This is a genomic window from Planctomycetia bacterium, from assembly GCA_015075745.1.
GTDB lineage: Bacteria > Planctomycetota > Phycisphaerae > UBA1845 > UTPLA1 > UTPLA1.
The window spans coordinates 2,867,854-2,882,793 of sequence record JABTTW010000001.1 but is presented as its reverse complement, the minus strand read 5'-3'; the positions used below and the strand labels follow the sequence as shown (position 1 = coordinate 2,882,793).

Annotated in this window: 15 protein-coding genes; 12 read left to right on the top strand and 3 right to left on the bottom strand. The window is 62.0% G+C overall.

Annotated features, from left to right (window positions below):
* Positions 1 to 90: 90 nt before the first annotated feature.
* The 3 genes from HS101_11420 to HS101_11410 all read left to right on the top strand — a co-directional run bounded on the left by HS101_11420 (position 91) and on the right by HS101_11410 (position 2,402).
* A complete protein-coding gene (locus HS101_11420) occupies positions 91 to 303 on the top strand; it encodes a YgiT-type zinc finger protein (protein ID MBE7506875.1) in 213 nt (70 codons plus the stop codon).
* Positions 304 to 456: 153 nt separating this feature from the next.
* Positions 457 to 843: a hypothetical protein gene (locus tag HS101_11415; GenBank protein MBE7506874.1), complete on the top strand. Its 387-nt coding sequence runs from the start codon at positions 457 to 459 to the stop codon at positions 841 to 843.
* A gap of 53 nt (positions 844 to 896) precedes the next feature.
* Entirely contained in the window at positions 897 to 2,402 is a 1,506-nt protein-coding gene (locus HS101_11410) for a glycine--tRNA ligase (protein MBE7506873.1), read from the top strand.
* Positions 2,403 to 2,585: 183 nt separating this feature from the next.
* Here HS101_11410 and HS101_11405 read toward each other — a convergent pair whose 3' ends face one another.
* On the bottom strand, positions 2,586 to 3,722 hold the full coding sequence (locus HS101_11405) for a hypothetical protein (GenBank protein ID MBE7506872.1): 1,137 nt from the start codon (positions 3,720 to 3,722) through the stop codon (positions 2,586 to 2,588).
* A gap of 358 nt (positions 3,723 to 4,080) precedes the next feature.
* Between HS101_11405 and HS101_11400 the strand changes: the two genes are divergently transcribed.
* Positions 4,081 to 5,709 (top strand): exo-alpha-sialidase, encoded by a 1,629-nt coding sequence (locus HS101_11400; GenBank protein ID MBE7506871.1) that lies wholly within the window; start codon positions 4,081 to 4,083, stop codon positions 5,707 to 5,709.
* Between the two features lie 166 nt (positions 5,710 to 5,875).
* Here HS101_11400 and HS101_11395 read toward each other — a convergent pair whose 3' ends face one another.
* A complete protein-coding gene (locus HS101_11395) occupies positions 5,876 to 7,447 on the bottom strand; it encodes a hypothetical protein (protein ID MBE7506870.1) in 1,572 nt (523 codons plus the stop codon).
* 1,053 nt (positions 7,448 to 8,500) lie between these two features.
* On the opposite strand from HS101_11395, the gene HS101_11390 reads away from it, so the two are divergent.
* The 4 genes from HS101_11390 to HS101_11375 all read left to right on the top strand — a co-directional run bounded on the left by HS101_11390 (position 8,501) and on the right by HS101_11375 (position 12,384).
* Positions 8,501 to 8,878: a CoA-binding protein gene (locus tag HS101_11390; GenBank protein ID MBE7506869.1), complete on the top strand. Its 378-nt coding sequence runs from the start codon at positions 8,501 to 8,503 to the stop codon at positions 8,876 to 8,878.
* A 201-nt stretch (positions 8,879 to 9,079) separates the two neighbouring features.
* Entirely contained in the window at positions 9,080 to 11,128 is a 2,049-nt protein-coding gene (locus tag HS101_11385) for a redoxin domain-containing protein (GenBank protein MBE7506868.1), read from the top strand.
* 53 nt (positions 11,129 to 11,181) lie between these two features.
* Positions 11,182 to 11,943, top strand: a complete 762-nt coding sequence (locus HS101_11380; protein MBE7506867.1) for an isoprenylcysteine carboxylmethyltransferase family protein — start codon at positions 11,182 to 11,184, stop codon at positions 11,941 to 11,943.
* 9 nt (positions 11,944 to 11,952) lie between these two features.
* Positions 11,953 to 12,384, top strand: a complete 432-nt coding sequence (locus tag HS101_11375) for a DUF309 domain-containing protein (protein MBE7506866.1) — start codon at positions 11,953 to 11,955, stop codon at positions 12,382 to 12,384.
* Between the two features lie 99 nt (positions 12,385 to 12,483).
* On the opposite strand, the gene HS101_11370 is transcribed toward HS101_11375, so the two are convergent.
* A complete protein-coding gene (locus HS101_11370) occupies positions 12,484 to 12,633 on the bottom strand; it encodes a hypothetical protein (protein MBE7506865.1) in 150 nt (49 codons plus the stop codon).
* A gap of 250 nt (positions 12,634 to 12,883) precedes the next feature.
* Here HS101_11370 and HS101_11365 point away from each other — a divergent pair, with 250 nt between their 5' ends.
* The 4 genes from HS101_11365 (at position 12,884) to HS101_11350 (ending at position 14,870) form a co-directional block, all read left to right on the top strand.
* Positions 12,884 to 13,381, top strand: coding sequence for a MarR family transcriptional regulator (locus tag HS101_11365; protein ID MBE7506864.1), 498 nt, complete (start codon positions 12,884 to 12,886; stop codon positions 13,379 to 13,381).
* Positions 13,382 to 13,434: 53 nt separating this feature from the next.
* The gene (locus HS101_11360) at positions 13,435 to 13,899 is read left to right on the top strand and encodes a DoxX family protein (GenBank protein MBE7506863.1); all 465 of its coding nucleotides are present in this window, start codon (positions 13,435 to 13,437) and stop codon (positions 13,897 to 13,899) included.
* A 64-nt stretch (positions 13,900 to 13,963) separates the two neighbouring features.
* Positions 13,964 to 14,308: a nuclear transport factor 2 family protein gene (locus HS101_11355; protein MBE7506862.1), complete on the top strand. Its 345-nt coding sequence runs from the start codon at positions 13,964 to 13,966 to the stop codon at positions 14,306 to 14,308.
* Positions 14,309 to 14,345: 37 nt separating this feature from the next.
* Complete coding sequence (locus tag HS101_11350) at positions 14,346 to 14,870, top strand: DinB family protein (GenBank protein MBE7506861.1); 525 nt, start codon at positions 14,346 to 14,348, stop codon at positions 14,868 to 14,870.
* Positions 14,871 to 14,940 lie beyond the last annotated feature (70 nt).

The following is a 14,940-nucleotide window of genomic DNA, read 5'->3' as shown; positions in this document are numbered from 1 at the left end:
CCCGGTTTTGCGATATTCCGTTCTGCCCTATCATGGCGAATTACCGGGCGACTCCGAATGGGACGCCGATCACAAATCCAGGAGGCATCCATGACTTGCTTGCATTGTCGCGGGAAAATGGTCCGAGGCCATGCGCCCTTCCAGGTGGATCGAGAGGATTACCATCTTATCCTCGATCACGTCCCGGCTTGGGTTTGCGGTCAGTGCGGCGAGGCCTACTTCGAGCCGTCAGAAGTCGATCTGATTCAAGACGCCATTAACGCGCTCGACGAACGCACCAGAAGGCTCGCCGCCTCAGCCTAGGGGCTCCCGAACTGTAGAGGAATAGATAATTGACTCGGGGCAAGAGAAATTATGCTCATGTGCCATCAATCACAGGCGAAGTTTGAAGTCGTTGGACATTCGGACAATCTGCTTTCGACGACGAGTGTACTTTTGTGCGTCCGATTCATCACAATGCTGGTTGCAACGCTGTTTGCCTGCGGATGCGAAGGCAATGTCCTTCATATTGCCTCATTGGACGAAGAAAAAATCAAGGATGTTAAAGATTATGATCTTTGTAAGGCGTATGGCACTCCGTTGTATGGTCGAACTAAGAAAATGAAAGCTGAGATTGTGCGACGAAATCTATTTACCGCCGAGGATCTTGATTTGATTGACGAGCGAAAAGTAAGGATTGGCGGCCCTGAATTGATGATTCCAGCAGCATGGGGTCAGCCTACTACGATACACGAAACGCGAACGCGACGTGGGATGCATAGACAATGGGTCTATAGGATCTCAAATTATCAGCATTCGTACGCATACTCTGACAACGGCATCGTTACATCAACGCAGAACTGATCTACAACTTGCATCAGAAAGTGAACGGCTTAATGCCCAAAGACGCACCAAGAATGGAAAAAATCGTCGCCCTCTGCAAGAGGCGCGGCTTCATCTTCCAATCATCCGAAATCTACGGCGGCATCAACGGCTTCTGGGACTACGGCCCCCTCGGCGTCGAGCTCAAGCGAAACATCAAGGAAGCCTGGTGGCAGGACATGGTCCGCAACCCCCCCATCGGCCCCGACGGACGCGAAGTCTCCATGGTCGGCGTCGACTGCTCCATCATCATGAACCCCAAAGTCTGGGTCGCCTCCGGCCACGCCACCGGCTTCGCCGATCCGATGATCGATTGCACAGAATCAAAGAAAAGATATCGTGCAGACCAAGTTGCTGTCCTTGATGCGAGGAAGCAAGGAGGAAAGATTTCGTTTGCATTTCAAGTGGGCGACGAGGAAGGCGAATCACACGCTCGGAGGAAACTACTTAAACACCTAGCAAAATCGCTGGGAATGTCTGAAAAGATCATTAGCCAAGAAGCTTGGATGGTAAATCCGATCTCAGGTTACGATATCAATGAACTTCGCGATGTCGTCGGACCTGATACAGAAAAGGCGGGAACACTCACCGAACCCCGCCAGTTCAACCTCATGTTCGAAACCTTCGCCGGCGCCATCCAGGACGAAGCCAACAAAGTCTGGCTCCGCCCCGAAACCGCACAGGGCATCTTCGCCAACTTCAAAAACGTCTGCGACTCCACGCGCGTCAAAGTCCCCTTCGGCATCGCCCAGGTCGGCAAGGCCTTCCGCAACGAGATCAACCCCCGCAACTACACCTTCCGCTCCCGCGAGTTCGAGCAGATGGAGATCGAGTTCTTCTGCCACGACGCCGACGCCATGAAGTGGTGGGAGTGGTGGCGCGACGTCCGCATCAACTGGTACAAGTCACTCGGCCTCGCCGGCGAAAACCTCAAGCCCCGCAATCAGGATGCCAAAGAGCTGGCACACTACTCCAAGGCCTGCACCGACATCGAGTATTTCTTCCCCTTCGCCGACGAGCCCCAGGAATTGGAAGGCGTCGCCCACCGCGGTTGCTTCGACCTCACCGCCCACCAGACGGCCAGCGGCAAGGACTTGTCCTACTTCGACGACGAAAAGAAGGAGCGCTTCCTCCCCACCGTCATCGAGCCCTCCGCCGGCGCCGACCGCAGCACCCTCGCCTTCATCTGCGAGGCCTACACCGTCGACGAATCGCGCCCCTCGCCCGAGCTCATGAAGTTCCACCCCCGCCTCGCCCCCATCAAGGCCGCCGTCTTCCCCCTCGTCAACAAGGACGGCCTCCCCGAAATCGCCGACCCCATCTTCCGCGACCTCAAAAAACTCGGCCCCGTCACCTACGACCCCAAGCAGTCCATCGGCAAACGCTACGCCCGAATGGACGAAGCCGGCACCCCCTACTGCTTCACCATCGACGGCCAAACCAAAGAAGACGGCACCGTAACAGTCCGCGACCGCGACACCGGCTCGCAGGAGCGCATCGACAAGTCCCGAGTCGTCGAATACCTCCGCGAAAGGCTCTAGATGAGTGCCGCTGAATGAGAGTTGATTCCGACAATGGGTAGCATGGGCCTCTGGCCCGTGCGTTACAACGCCGATCTTCCCACAAAAAGCGACCAATATGTCGAGGCACTACACCAGCCCAACAACATTTGGCTAAAGGCTGAAAAAAAACAGGACGTAGCGCTCGTGAGAGATCACACACACTCATAAGAGTGGAGTGGGGTCGTAAACGCACTCATAAACCTCCCCCGCCTCTCCAGCCTCCGCGTCTTCCGGCGTCACCGGCGTCCCCGCGTCCAAATGCCCACCGCTCCCGCCATTCCCACGGCACGCGCCGCCGCCACCGCCGCCCCATCGAAACGTCGCAGTCACAGACTGAAACACCGCCGCGCCCGCCGCGCCGCCGTTCACCAATTCCATCGCACCAGGTCCGTGACTAATCACCGGCGCTAGAAAGTTAATAATCCCTCCACCTCCGCCGCCCCCCGGGCCCGTCGTGTTGTTGCTCGGTCCGCCGTCTCCACCCTTGACCGACAAAGTTCCGTTGTTGGTCACGCTCCCCATCGAGGCAAGAATGATGATGCCTCCGCCGCCGCCGCCGCTCCCTTGAAGTCCGGCGGACCCGTCCGCTTGAATCGTCCCGGTATCGCCGTTCACGATCGCTGTTCGGGCAAGCACGCTGAATGCCTCTCCACCGCCGCCGCCGCCAAATGCGAATGTCCCAAACCCACCGCCCCCGCCAAATGTCCCCGGGTGCAGTAGAAATCTTCCCTGCATACTCAAAAGACCCGAGCCGCCGCTGCCCCCCAATCGAAACTGCGTGTCATCTCCGAACTCAGGAATACCGGCCCCTCCGCGCGCGACGCCCGGATGAGGCAATGCGATTTCTGGTTGAATCATCCCGGACGGATTTCCTGCAGGATTGCCGCCACTTGCACCCGAAAAGCGAACCAGGATTGTTCCATCATTGGTGAATGTACCGCTGCATCGGATGACCGTCCCACTCGGAACGTCCAGCGTCACCCCCGCATTCACCGTAAAATCGGTAAACATCAGATTCGTCGGCGGCGTGTCCTGCCAGTCCTCATCGACTGCGATCGTCCGCGCCCCCGCCGAACCATTCCCATATACCAGCGACGCGCCATCCACGCCCGCCGGCCCCGCCGGACCAGCTTCTCCCATCGGACCCACCGGCCCGGGCAACCCCAGGGCCCCGGGAGGCCCCTGCAGATTTCCGCCCGGCGTCTGCGTCCCGCACGCGACATAAAGCCCGATCGCAAGTCCGCTTGCCAGCATCATCGAAGCCGGTCGAACCAAATGAATCCGTCTGCCATTCGACATCGAAGTCGCTCCTTTTTCGCTGTTCCACATCACCGCACCATCGAACATGCGAAAGCCCCCTGCATCGGGCGTCAATCGACCGCTTCACAACACGCATCCCGTGGCGTCACCAGCCCGCAAGGCCGTGAAAACGCACCGTCAATGACACCCAATTCCCTTCCCTGCGGGTTAGTCTTTTTCCTGCTCCCCAACGAATTCCCGAAATCCGGCGGCCTCTGAATAGGTCAGCTTTTTCCTGATGTTCGGCTCAACGCACCGACGCATATTTCCCTCGGAAACGAATCGCGTAAGCGCCGCGCAAACGGTTGGTTGGCGCCGTCGATCCCACGTGATGTGAGATAAATGGAGGTTTCCGCCCATGTCCTCTAATCGACTCTTCCTACCGTTACTGGCCGTCCTGTCGATCTTCTCCACCCGGTCGATGGCCGACTTTCCGACGATCTTTCCCGACCCCATCGCCCTCAACTCAAACGCCGTCGGCGACTCAGGCAGCGACCACATTCCTCACATCGCCACCGACGGACAGGGCCACTGGGTCGCCATCTGGGAGTCCAACGACACCCTCGGCGGAACCATCGGCATGGACTCCGACATCCTCTTCGCCCGAAGTGAGAACAACGGCGCATCGTGGACCACACCCGAGCCCCTCAACATCAATGCCGCAAGCGATTCCCTCGGTGAAGACACACAGGCGGCGATTTTCACGGATTCGCTCGGCACCTGGATCGTCGTCTGGAGATCAACCACCAATCTCGGAGGCGCCATCGGTACCGACGCCGACATTCTCTACGCTCGCAGCACAAACAATGGCGCGACGTGGTCATTGCCCGCTCCGCTCAACACAAATGCGGCAATCGACGCCGTATCTGACTCCAGTCCCCAGATTTCCACCGATTCCCAGGGACACTGGGTCGCCGTCTGGCGGTCGCAAATCAACATGACCGGACCGGGCTCCGATACCGACATATTCGTCGCCACAAGCAATAACGCCGGCGTAACGTGGACACCTCCGGTACCCCTCAACACCAACGCGACGACCGACACCGGGAGTGACGAAGATCCTGTGATTGGCAACGACGGCCAGGGAAACTGGCTGGTTGTCTGGCGATCCAATGAGAATCTGGGCGGCGTCATCGGCGCCGACAATGACTTCTTCTTTGCCCGCAGCACCGACAACGGCGCTTCGTGGACGCCGCCCGCGGTCCTCAACACCAACGCCGCAACCGACACAGACGGAGGCGGTGATCTCACCATCGCGGCCGATGGCCAGGGCGTCTGGCTGGTTGCCTGGACCTCTAGCGAGAACCTCGGCGGCGTCACCGGTACCGAAGGCGACATTCAGTTCACGCGAAGCACGGACAACGGCGCCACCTGGACCGATCCGATGCCGCTCAACAACAACGCCGCCGGCGATCTCGGCGCTGACGAGATCCCCCACCTGTCCACGGACAAAATGGGGAGCTGGATCGCCGTTTGGGATGGCGACAACGCCGCGGGCGGAACGGTCGGCGCCGAGTACGACATCTTCATTGCCCACAGCGCCGACAACGGGGCGACCTGGACCAATCCCGTCCCGCTCAACGCCAACGCCAATACCGATACCGGAGACGACTATTTCGCATGGACGGCTGCCGACGGTCGGGGAAACTGGGTCATCGCCTGGGAATCAAACGAAAACGTGGGCGGCGCCATCGGCACCGACTTTGATATGCTCACGACGCGCTTCGCCTTTCCCGACTGCAACGCCAACGGCATCGGCGACGGCCAGGACATCGCCGACGCCGCCAGCGCCGACTGCAACACCAATGGCATCCCCGACGAATGCGAGACCGACTCCGACGGCGACGGCGTCATCGACGCCTGCGCCGCCGTCATCGCGCCCCCACTGCTCCCGAACGCCGCCTGCGGCGCCTGCGCCCCGGGCGTCCTTCCGGCGGTGGGTCTCGCACTGGCGATCGGCCTCATCAGCAGAGCCCGTCGCCGATGAGGCTTGACGGCGATCTGTCGCAAGAGCCCCACGAGAAGGTGGATTACGACGGGGCCTCGGGCGAGGACGCGCGCCCGCGATCGATCAGAGCCGCTCCCGTCAGGAAGCGGGCCGCAACGCATCGCCCGTGGAGCGTCGTCCACTCATCCGGTAAACCGCTGAATCCTCACTTGTGCTTCCAGTCGACGCAGAAGTTGGGCAGGTCGCAGGTGCGGTCTTTGGGTTTGAGCAGGTCGTCGAGGGTGTCGGGCCGCTCGCACTTTTGAGGGGCCGGAAATTCCTTTTTATGCTTTTCTTCCCATTCGGCGCGGCGATCGGCGCGGAGTTTGGCCTGGCGCTGGGCCTCGGTGCCGGATGGCTTCGGGGCCTCGCTGCCCGTAGGGTGGGCTCGGCCCACCGTCTCCGCCGACGAGCCCCGGACTTCAGTCCGGGCGGTTCTCATCCCACCGTCGGCACTCGACTCCTTCGCACATTCCCCCGCCAGATTAAGAGTGCCGCCATTGTGGCACGCGAGAATCGGGTCGGGATGGTGCTTGGCGGAGTTGGTAGATGTGACCGACTCATTCTCGCCGGGCGATGCGGGCGAATCTTCCGCGCCGGGTGATGTGACCGGCTCATTCTCCCCGGGTGATGCGAGGGGCGTTTCCGAATCGCGCGATGCGGCCGGTTTATTCGCTTCGGCCGCCGCGGCCCCGCGCGCGACCTGCCGCTCGAATTCCTCGCGGCGGCGCTGGGCCTCTTCGGCGAAGCGCGCGGCCTCATTGGCTTTGCTCGCCGCTTCTTCGGCGTCGCGTTTGGCGTCGAACTCGGCGCGGCGCACGCGGTCCTCCTTCGCCTTGCGCTCGCCCTCGAGCTCGTGCGGGAGCAATCCGCGCTGGCCGGCGGCGATGTTCTCCGGGGTGCGCTGATCGGGCGGCAGGTGATCGCCGGGGAAGCGTTTGATGATCGGCTTGGGGCCGTACTTGAGGTCGAGGCCGTAGATGTCGGCGACGGCCTGATCGAGCCGTGTGAGGAATTCTTCGCGCGTCGTCGGAGTGCCATCGGCTTTGCGCCCCCACGGCGCGTCGGCGGTCGGCGCGTCGGGGTGCGGGCTCGATTTGCTCTTTGCGCCGTCGGGCTTGGCGTCTTTCGCACGCGCTGCCACGGCCTCGGCGCGAATCTGCAGCGACTTGTGGGCGATCTCGATGCGCTCGCGCTGGTGCTCAATGTTCGCATTGATGCGGTCGCGGTTGATCTGCACGCTGGCGGTTTTGCTGTAGGCGTTGGCCAGACGCTCGATCTGGCGAGCACTTGCCTTGCCGCTGTGGATGAGGCCGATCATGTACTTGCAGACGTACCGCGCGGCGACGTGCTCGAGGCGGATGTCGTCGAACTCGGTCCGCTTGCTGACAATTGCTTCAACATCGAGCCCATCCAACAAGCCCTCAGGCGTCTCCACCGACGAGCCCCGGACTTCAGTCCGGCCGGTCCTCATCCCACCGTCGGCGCACGCAAGCTCAGCCCCATCCTCCCCCGCCAGATCCGCAATCCGCGCCACCGCCCGTCGCCGCGCCCCATAGCGATAAAACGACGAGTAGCTGACCCCTCGATCGCCAAGCTTGAACTGAGCGTAAATCTCGCGATAAGAAGCGCCGTCCCCGGCCCGCAAAACCTCGTCGAGCCGCCGTCGCTCCGCGCGCGGCAGCTTCTTCTCAACCGCCGTCGGCAACTCGCGTCGGCGAAATAGTGGATCGGACATAACCGGTGCCTCCCTTTGAAGCGAGTGTCACATCACTGTCGCTCCGATCCAATACTTAGCACACAGTCGCCCGCGAGCAACTCAAAAATCAGCCGATTTCCCGCGTGTTTCCGCCATGTCCTGTAACAGTCAACCGTTGGCACCCAAAAAAAATCTTCCGCCATTCAAAAAATCTCCACCCCGCGCAATTCCCCTCTGCTCTACCGCGCGATTCCGACTTCCTCCACGCGAAATATCCACCTACTCCCCGCGCGATGCGCACCTGCTCCCCGCGCGATCCCCTTCCGCCGCCCCGCGCGATGCGCACCTGCTCCCCGCGCGATCCCCGAAGCGGCTTGCCGTTTGGCGACGACAACGCCAACACTCTTCGGCGCACCGGTTTCACGCCCCACCCCGAGAACAATGAGCAAGTGTTAACTCCTGGAGGACCAACCGATCATGAAGTCAAAAACCGCAAACCACCCGCCCATCGCCCCCATCACCCGCCGCGCTCCCCTCGCGCCGCCGCCCCGGTGCGCCGCCATCGCAGTCGAACTCAAGCCCTCCGCGCCACAAACCCCGCTCCACAGTCCCCGGAGCGCAGCTTCCCCAATTCCGACGTTTCGACGTTTCCCCCAAAAACCACCCAAGTTGCGAACCGCCCCAACACACGCCCGCCACGCGAGTTGCAATCGAAAAAAATCCCGTGTGTCACCGTATGTCACCTTCGACCACCGCGCGATCTCGGCGGCAAACGCCCGGCGATTCTCTATTCGTTTCGCACAGGCTGGAAGCCTATGCTACCCGGCGCGATTGGGGGGGGTTCGCACAGGCTGGAAGCTACCCGGCGCGATTTGTGAGGCGTTTCGCACAGGCTGGAAGCTACCCGGCGCGATTTGTGAGGCGTTTCGCACAGGCTGGAAGCCTATGCTACCCGGCGGGCGACGCTGCAATCGTGTTAAATCTGGAATACGCACAGGCTGGAAGCCTATGCTACCCGGTCGCGGCGGCGGGAGGGTCTATAATCCCGCACGAGTTGGCGTTCCTATCAAGGCTCCATCGGAGGATTCTGACATGGCCAAGACCGTGGTTGTCCTCGGCGCATCGGCCGATCGCAGAAAGTTCAGCAACAAGGCCATTCGGGCGTATCTTCGCCAGGGCTGGAGGGTCTTTCCGGTGAACCCCAGGGGCAGGCAGATCGAGGGGCTGCCCGCCTATACCTCGGTGGATCAGATCGGCGAGAAAATCGATCGGGTAACGGTGTACCTGCCGCCTGCCGTGGGACTGACCACGCTGCCGGCGATCGCCGCCGCCAAGCCGGAGGAGTTTTTCGTGAACCCCGGCGCGGAGAGCGACGAGCTGGTGGCCAAGGCGCGGGAGCTGGGGCTGGAGCCGATCCTGGCGTGCAGCATCATCGAGGCGGGTGCAACGCCGGGGCAGTTTCCCGATTAGGCGTCATGCACCGCACGCACGAGGCCGGCGCGGCGCTCGACAGCCAGTTTGGCGAGGCCGGCGCGGCGCGACGCCCGACAACCAGTTTGGCAAGGCCGGCGCGGCGGTGTGCCCGGCGCGGGGCGAAGCCGGCGGGCGCGATGAAGTGGCGATTCGGGCCGATCTGGGCTAAAACTATGAGAGCTAAGTAACGATTGACCAATGACTTCGCTCATGGGGTTCGTCACGATGGATGGCTCTCGGTTTCTCACAGGCATACGGCTGACGGCAGTGGTTTTGATCGGGGCGAGCAGCCTGGCGCTGGGCGGGCCGGCGGCCGCGGCCCCGGCGATCAAGGCGGACTCGACCTCGCAGGACTTCGGCAAGACTTTTACCGGTTTGCAGCTTCGGCACACCTTCACCCTGCGCAATACCGGGGACGCCGATCTGGTCATCGGCCGGATCGACTTCGACGCGGGCTGCTATCAGGACGGGGACTATCCGCCGGTGATCGAGGCGGGCAAGTCGATCCCGCTGAAGCTGGCGGTTGATGCGCGAAAGATCGAGGGGTCGTTCGTTCGCACGGCGACGGTGCTTTCCAACGATCCTGCGATGGCCCGGCTGACGCTGCGCATGACGGGCAGTTGCAGCGCGCCGGTCGAGCTGAATCCGACATTCGCGGGGTTTGGGAAGATCATCGACGGCAAGGCGCGCGAGACGTCGGTGCAGATTCTCAACAAGACCGAGGAGAAGTTTGAAGTCTCGCTGGTGAGCGATGAGGACGAGCTTTACACCTTCAAGCTGGTCGAGGTGAAGCCGGGGGTTGAGTATCGGCTCGATGTGAAGACGAAGACGCCGCTGGTGCAGGGGCGGCTGGAGTCGATGGCGCTGCTTTACACAACGCTGGAGGCGCAGCCGGAGCTGCCGGTGAGGGTGTTTGCGTATGTGCCGCCGCGGCTGGAGGTGATCCCGACGTTTGTGATGTGGGACCCGGCCAAGTTGAAATCGCCGACGTCGGGCTTTTCCAGTGTCCTCTTATTTACGAACAACGGCGATCGGCCGGTGCGGATGAAGGATGTCACGATCGACGATACGGAGATCAAGGTGACGACGGCGCCGATGATCGAGGGCCAGTCCTATCGCATCAAGCTGGAGGCGCCGCCGAAGTACGTGCTGCCGGAGATGGGCAAGACGCTGACGATCACGACGGACGACAATTTCTTTCCGACGATTCGGATTCCCGTTCGGCGGGCGCCAGTGGAGGGCCAGTTGCCGGCGGTGGACGAGAGTGGGAAGGAACTGACGATTGACAAGCTGGTCGGTCGGAAGGCGCCGCGGTTTGACCTGACGACGATGGAGGGCGTGGGGATCGGCAACAGGGACCTGAGCAGTGCGCTGACGCTGCTGAACTTCTTCGCGCCGGGTGACCGGCACAATCACGAGCAGTTGAAGAAGTTCGAGGCGATCCGGCGGAGCTACGGCGACCGGGGCATTCGATTCGTGAATGTCTGCGAGAAGAGCGAGTTCACCGACGTGACGCAGGATCGCCAGGTGGAGATCATGCAGGACGCGGAGATGAGGTCGGAGTTGTGCTTCGACCTGGGGAATGAGGTGGGCCGGTCGTTCAAGCTGCTGATCTATCCGACGCTGGTGATCGTGAACAAGGCGGGCGTCATTGAGGGGTTTTTCGAGGGCAACGAGGACGACTTCGTCGAGCGGGTCACGAAGAGCCTGGACATTCTGCTGACCGGTCGCTCGCTGGCGGACAGCCCTCAGGGCAAGTTGCAGGTTGAGAAGGCCCAGCCGGAGTCGGTCGGCAGGACGGCGCCGGATTTTACGCTGGACCTGGGGAGCGGGCGGACGTTCAAGCGCGACGACGCGTCGGGGTATGGGGCGACGGTGCTGAACTTCGTGGCGGTCGATGAGTCGGCGAGCAAGGCGCAGATCCCGATCATCGAGGCGGCGGCGGAGGCTTATGCGGCCAAGGGTGTGAAGTTTATTCACGTCAATCAGACGGTGGGCGCGTCGCTATCGAAGGCGGAGTGCGACAAGGCGATGAACGTGCTGAACGTCTCGGCTTCGTACGCGCACGACCCGACGAACGCGATCGGGCAGTTGTTCAAGGTCGAGAGCTATCCGACGCTGGTGGTCATACGGAGGGACCGAACGGTGTTCGGGGTTTATCCGGCGGCGGCGGACCGGGTGGAGTCGGTCATTCCGGCGCAGATTGAGGCGGCGATCAAGTCGGCGAAATTCGAGAGCGATCGCTGAAACCTGACGGGTCGGCGGCACATCTAATTGGCGAGAGTCTGAGGGTGCGTTACATGGCCATTTTTGGGTATGGCTTAGCCTGTTATCTCGTATTCTTCGGGACGTTTGTTTATCTGGCGGGGTTTGTGGAGGGGCTGGTCGTTCCGCGCGACATTGACGACGGACCGGGCGGGCCGATGGGGATTGCGGTTGCGACGAACCTGGGGTTGATCGGGCTGTTCGCGGTGCAGCATACGATCATGTCGCGGCCGGGGTTTAAGCGGTGGTTCACATCGATTGTGCCTGTGCCGGCGGAGCGGAGCACGTTTGTCCTGGTAACCAGCCTTATTCTCATGCTGATGTTCTGGCAGTGGCGGGCGATGCCGGAGGTGGTGTGGGAGGTTGAGCAATCGAGCGCGCGGACGGCGCTGTTGGTGATTTCGCTGGGCGGGTTGGGGCTGGTGCTTTATTCGAGTTTTCTGATCGATCATTTTGACCTGTTCGGGCTGCGACAGGTTTGGCTGCAGTTTCGCGGGAAGGCCTATACGCATCCGGAATTCCGGCAGCCGATGCTGTACCGGATGGTGCGCAATCCGCTGATGCTCGGGTTTCTGATTGCGTTCTGGGCTGCGCCGACGATGACGCAGGGGCGGCTGCTATTTGCGGCGGCGATGACGGGGTACATCTTGATCGGGATTCAATACGAGGAGCGCGATTTGTCGAAGCTGCTCGGCGAGGCGTATCAGCAGTATCGGGCGCGGACGCCGATGCTGATTCCGATGCCGTGGCGGCGCGGGGCAGGGCCGGCGCTGGACAAGTTGCTCGCGCACAAGTAACCCATTGATATGCCGCTGGACGAATTTCCGCGAGACGAGGAGCGCCGCATCTGGCTCGAAGGGGTTCGGCTGTTTAACGAGGGGCAATTCTTCGAGGCGCACGATACGTGGGAGGAAGTCTGGAACCGGGTGCGCGATCATCGGCGGGAGCGGTTCTACCGGGCGATCATTCAGGCGGCGGTGACGCTGGAGCTGCTGCGTCGCGGGCGGGCGGTCGGGGTGCGACAGGTTTATGTTTCGTCGGCGGAACTGTTCGAGGGATTGCCAGAGGTTTTCATGGGGCTGGACATCCCGGGTTTTTTGGCGAAGCTGCGGCACGCGATCGAGCCGGTGATTGAGGACCTCAAGACGCGGAGCGTGCAGGTCGATCCGTCGCGGTTGTTTGCGATCGAACTGGCGTACGACGCGTTTGGCGATCCGCGCAACGGGGAATTCGATTAGCGAGATGCATAAATGCGCGGGGCCGGACGATGCGCGCGGAGATTCATGGGAGGGGGAGCATTTCGGGATCAATCCTGCGAGGGGCGATACTGGGGCCGATTACATGGCCGCCGGCATGCCGAAAATGTCGCCGAGGCCGCCGCCGAGGCCGCCGCTGAAGAGCTGGATGATGAGATTGATGACAAACATAATGGCGTAGATCGGAAGAAGTCCGCCTGCGCCGCCTAAACCACCGATTCCTGGAAGCATAATGACCGTCTCCTTGCTGTAAGTTCGTCGAGTGCGAGCGTTCTCGTTACGGCATGAGTATCCGAGTGGCGGGGATCGGCGTCAAGCGAGGGCGGGGGCGGGGCGGCGTTTTGCGATGAGGCCCCCCACCGTTGGATCAGACGGGGGTGGGGCGGCGGGAACTCGGGCGGGAATCAGGAGTTAGGGAGAGAGTTCCCGGCCGGGCCATTTTGCTGTTGCCACAATAGGCGTTGTAACATATATTTTGGGCATGAAGCCAGCTAAGATACGACCGGCAAATCTGGCGGTGGAGATCGGCAAGCGGAGGCCGTTCGACCTGCCGGAGCAGGAGGCGTTCCTGAATGTTGCGAGGACGTACGACCATGTGCTGGCGGCGTTCGAGCGGCTTTTGAAGGGACGGGATTTGTCGGCGCCGCAGTACAACGTGCTGCGGATCGTGCGGGGGCACGGGCGGGCGCCGACGCGGAAGATCGCGGAGCAGATGATCAGCCGACAGCCGGACATCACGCGGCTGATCGACCGACTGGAGACGACGGGGCTGGTGAAGCGCGAGCGATGCCGTGATGACCGGCGGGTGGTGTGGGTTCAACTGACGCCGCAGGGTCAGCAGGTGCTGAGGGAACTGGACAAGCCGGTACTTGAGATGCACAAGGCCACGATGGGACACATGGGGGCGCGGAAGCTGGCGATGCTGAACAAGCTGCTGTTCGAGGCGCGGCACGGGCCGGCTTCGGACGCGCGGGATTGAACGGACGGCCGGGCTGATTTTTTTGAGACAAACCAGAAAGAGAGGACACGAACATGGACTCGTCGCAAACCACAAAGAATGCAACGACGGCACAGGACATCGGGCTGCTGCTGATTCGGGCGATCATCGCGGTGGTGTTTGTGTATCACGGATCGCAGAAGTTGTTCGGGCTCTTCGGCGGGCACGGGATCAGCGGGACGGCGGGATTCATGGAGCAGATGGGCTTACCGTTGCCGACGGCGAGCGCGGTGGCGGCGGGTTCGGCGGAGTTTTTCGGCGGGCTGGCGATTCTGACGGGCTTTGCGATGCGGCTACTGGCTGTGCCGCTGGCGTTCACCATGTTCGTGGCGGTCTTCGCCGTACATGGCGACGCGTTCAGTCTTCAGAATCACGGCATGGAGTATGCGCTGACGCTTGCCGTGGTGGTGACGGGGCTGGCGTTCACGGGGCCGGGCGCGCTGACGGTGACGAAGCTGATTGGGAAGTCGAGCATCGAGGGCATACCGGTCCGGGATTGAGGTTTTTGATTGTGCCGGACAATCGGACGCATGGAATGGTTGTTGGACAATCGGAGGCATTGCGATGAGCACGCGAGAGAACGTACAGGCGGTGATTGACGGCATCCTGGCGGGGAAGATCCTGGAGACGTTTGACCGGTACTACGGCGATGACGTGGTGATGAGCGAGAACGGGACGAACGAGCGGGCCGGAAAGGCCGTCAACCGGACGTATGAGGAACAGTTCGTGAACAACGTGACATTCCACGCGGCGAGCGTCGGCAACATCCTGGTGGACGGGGACAAGGCGGCGATTGAGTGGGTCCTCGATTTTACGCCGAAGGGCGACAGCCGGATGGTGCAGCGGCAGGTCTCGCTTCAGACGTGGCGCGACGGCAAGGTGGTGCGCGAGGTGTTCTATCATCCGTAAGCGGCGGGGCTGAGGCGCGAGCGCGGGAGGCGAGGTGATGGGCACGAAACTGAAATGGATCGATCGGACGTGGACCTTCGACGGGCCAGTGGAGGTGTTTCCCGACGTGCTGGAGCGACTGCGCGGGACACCGGCGCGGATTGAAGAGCTGGTTCGCGGGGTGGGCGTCGGGGTATTGCGGCGGCGGGAGCGCGAGGGGACGTGGTCGATTCAGGAGAACGTCGGGCACCTGCTCGATCTCGACGCGCTGCACAGCGGGCGGATCGACGACTATCTCGCGGGTGCGTCGACCTTGCGGGCGGCGGACATGAGCAACCGGGCGACGAACCAGGCGGGGCACAACGAGCGGGCGATCGACGAGGTGCTCGGCGATTTTCGGCGGGAGCGCGGGACGTTTGTGGCGCGGCTGGAGCGGCTGGCGGACGGGGACTTTGCGCGGACGAGCGAGCATCCGCGACTGAAGGTGCGCATGCGGCTGGTGGATATGTGCCGGTTTACGGCGGACCACGACGATTATCATCTGGCGAGGATGCGAGAGCTGTTGCGGATGTTTGGGGGTTAGCGGGGAAACCGGGGGCACTTGGTCATTCGGTACGCACGGGCCGGAGGCCCATGCTACCCTGTGCGGGGGA

Coding starts and splice junctions, on each gene's coding strand:
- HS101_11370 (MBE7506865.1), bottom strand. CDS start 12,633: ATGCTTCCAGGAATCGGTGGTTTAGGCGGCGCAGGCGGACTTCTTCCG.
- HS101_11350 (MBE7506861.1), top strand. CDS start 14,346: ATGGGCACGAAACTGAAATGGATCGATCGGACGTGGACCTTCGACGGG.
- HS101_11390 (MBE7506869.1), top strand. CDS start 8,501: ATGGCCAAGACCGTGGTTGTCCTCGGCGCATCGGCCGATCGCAGAAAG.
- HS101_11395 (MBE7506870.1), bottom strand. CDS start 7,447: ATGTCCGATCCACTATTTCGCCGACGCGAGTTGCCGACGGCGGTTGAG.
- HS101_11400 (MBE7506871.1), top strand. CDS start 4,081: ATGTCCTCTAATCGACTCTTCCTACCGTTACTGGCCGTCCTGTCGATC.
- HS101_11365 (MBE7506864.1), top strand. CDS start 12,884: ATGAAGCCAGCTAAGATACGACCGGCAAATCTGGCGGTGGAGATCGGC.
- HS101_11355 (MBE7506862.1), top strand. CDS start 13,964: ATGAGCACGCGAGAGAACGTACAGGCGGTGATTGACGGCATCCTGGCG.
- HS101_11375 (MBE7506866.1), top strand. CDS start 11,953: ATGCCGCTGGACGAATTTCCGCGAGACGAGGAGCGCCGCATCTGGCTC.
- HS101_11380 (MBE7506867.1), top strand. CDS start 11,182: ATGGCCATTTTTGGGTATGGCTTAGCCTGTTATCTCGTATTCTTCGGG.
- HS101_11385 (MBE7506868.1), top strand. CDS start 9,080: ATGACTTCGCTCATGGGGTTCGTCACGATGGATGGCTCTCGGTTTCTC.
- HS101_11415 (MBE7506874.1), top strand. CDS start 457: ATGCTGGTTGCAACGCTGTTTGCCTGCGGATGCGAAGGCAATGTCCTT.
- HS101_11420 (MBE7506875.1), top strand. CDS start 91: ATGACTTGCTTGCATTGTCGCGGGAAAATGGTCCGAGGCCATGCGCCC.
- HS101_11405 (MBE7506872.1), bottom strand. CDS start 3,722: ATGTCGAATGGCAGACGGATTCATTTGGTTCGACCGGCTTCGATGATG.
- HS101_11360 (MBE7506863.1), top strand. CDS start 13,435: ATGGACTCGTCGCAAACCACAAAGAATGCAACGACGGCACAGGACATC.
- HS101_11410 (MBE7506873.1), top strand. CDS start 897: ATGGAAAAAATCGTCGCCCTCTGCAAGAGGCGCGGCTTCATCTTCCAA.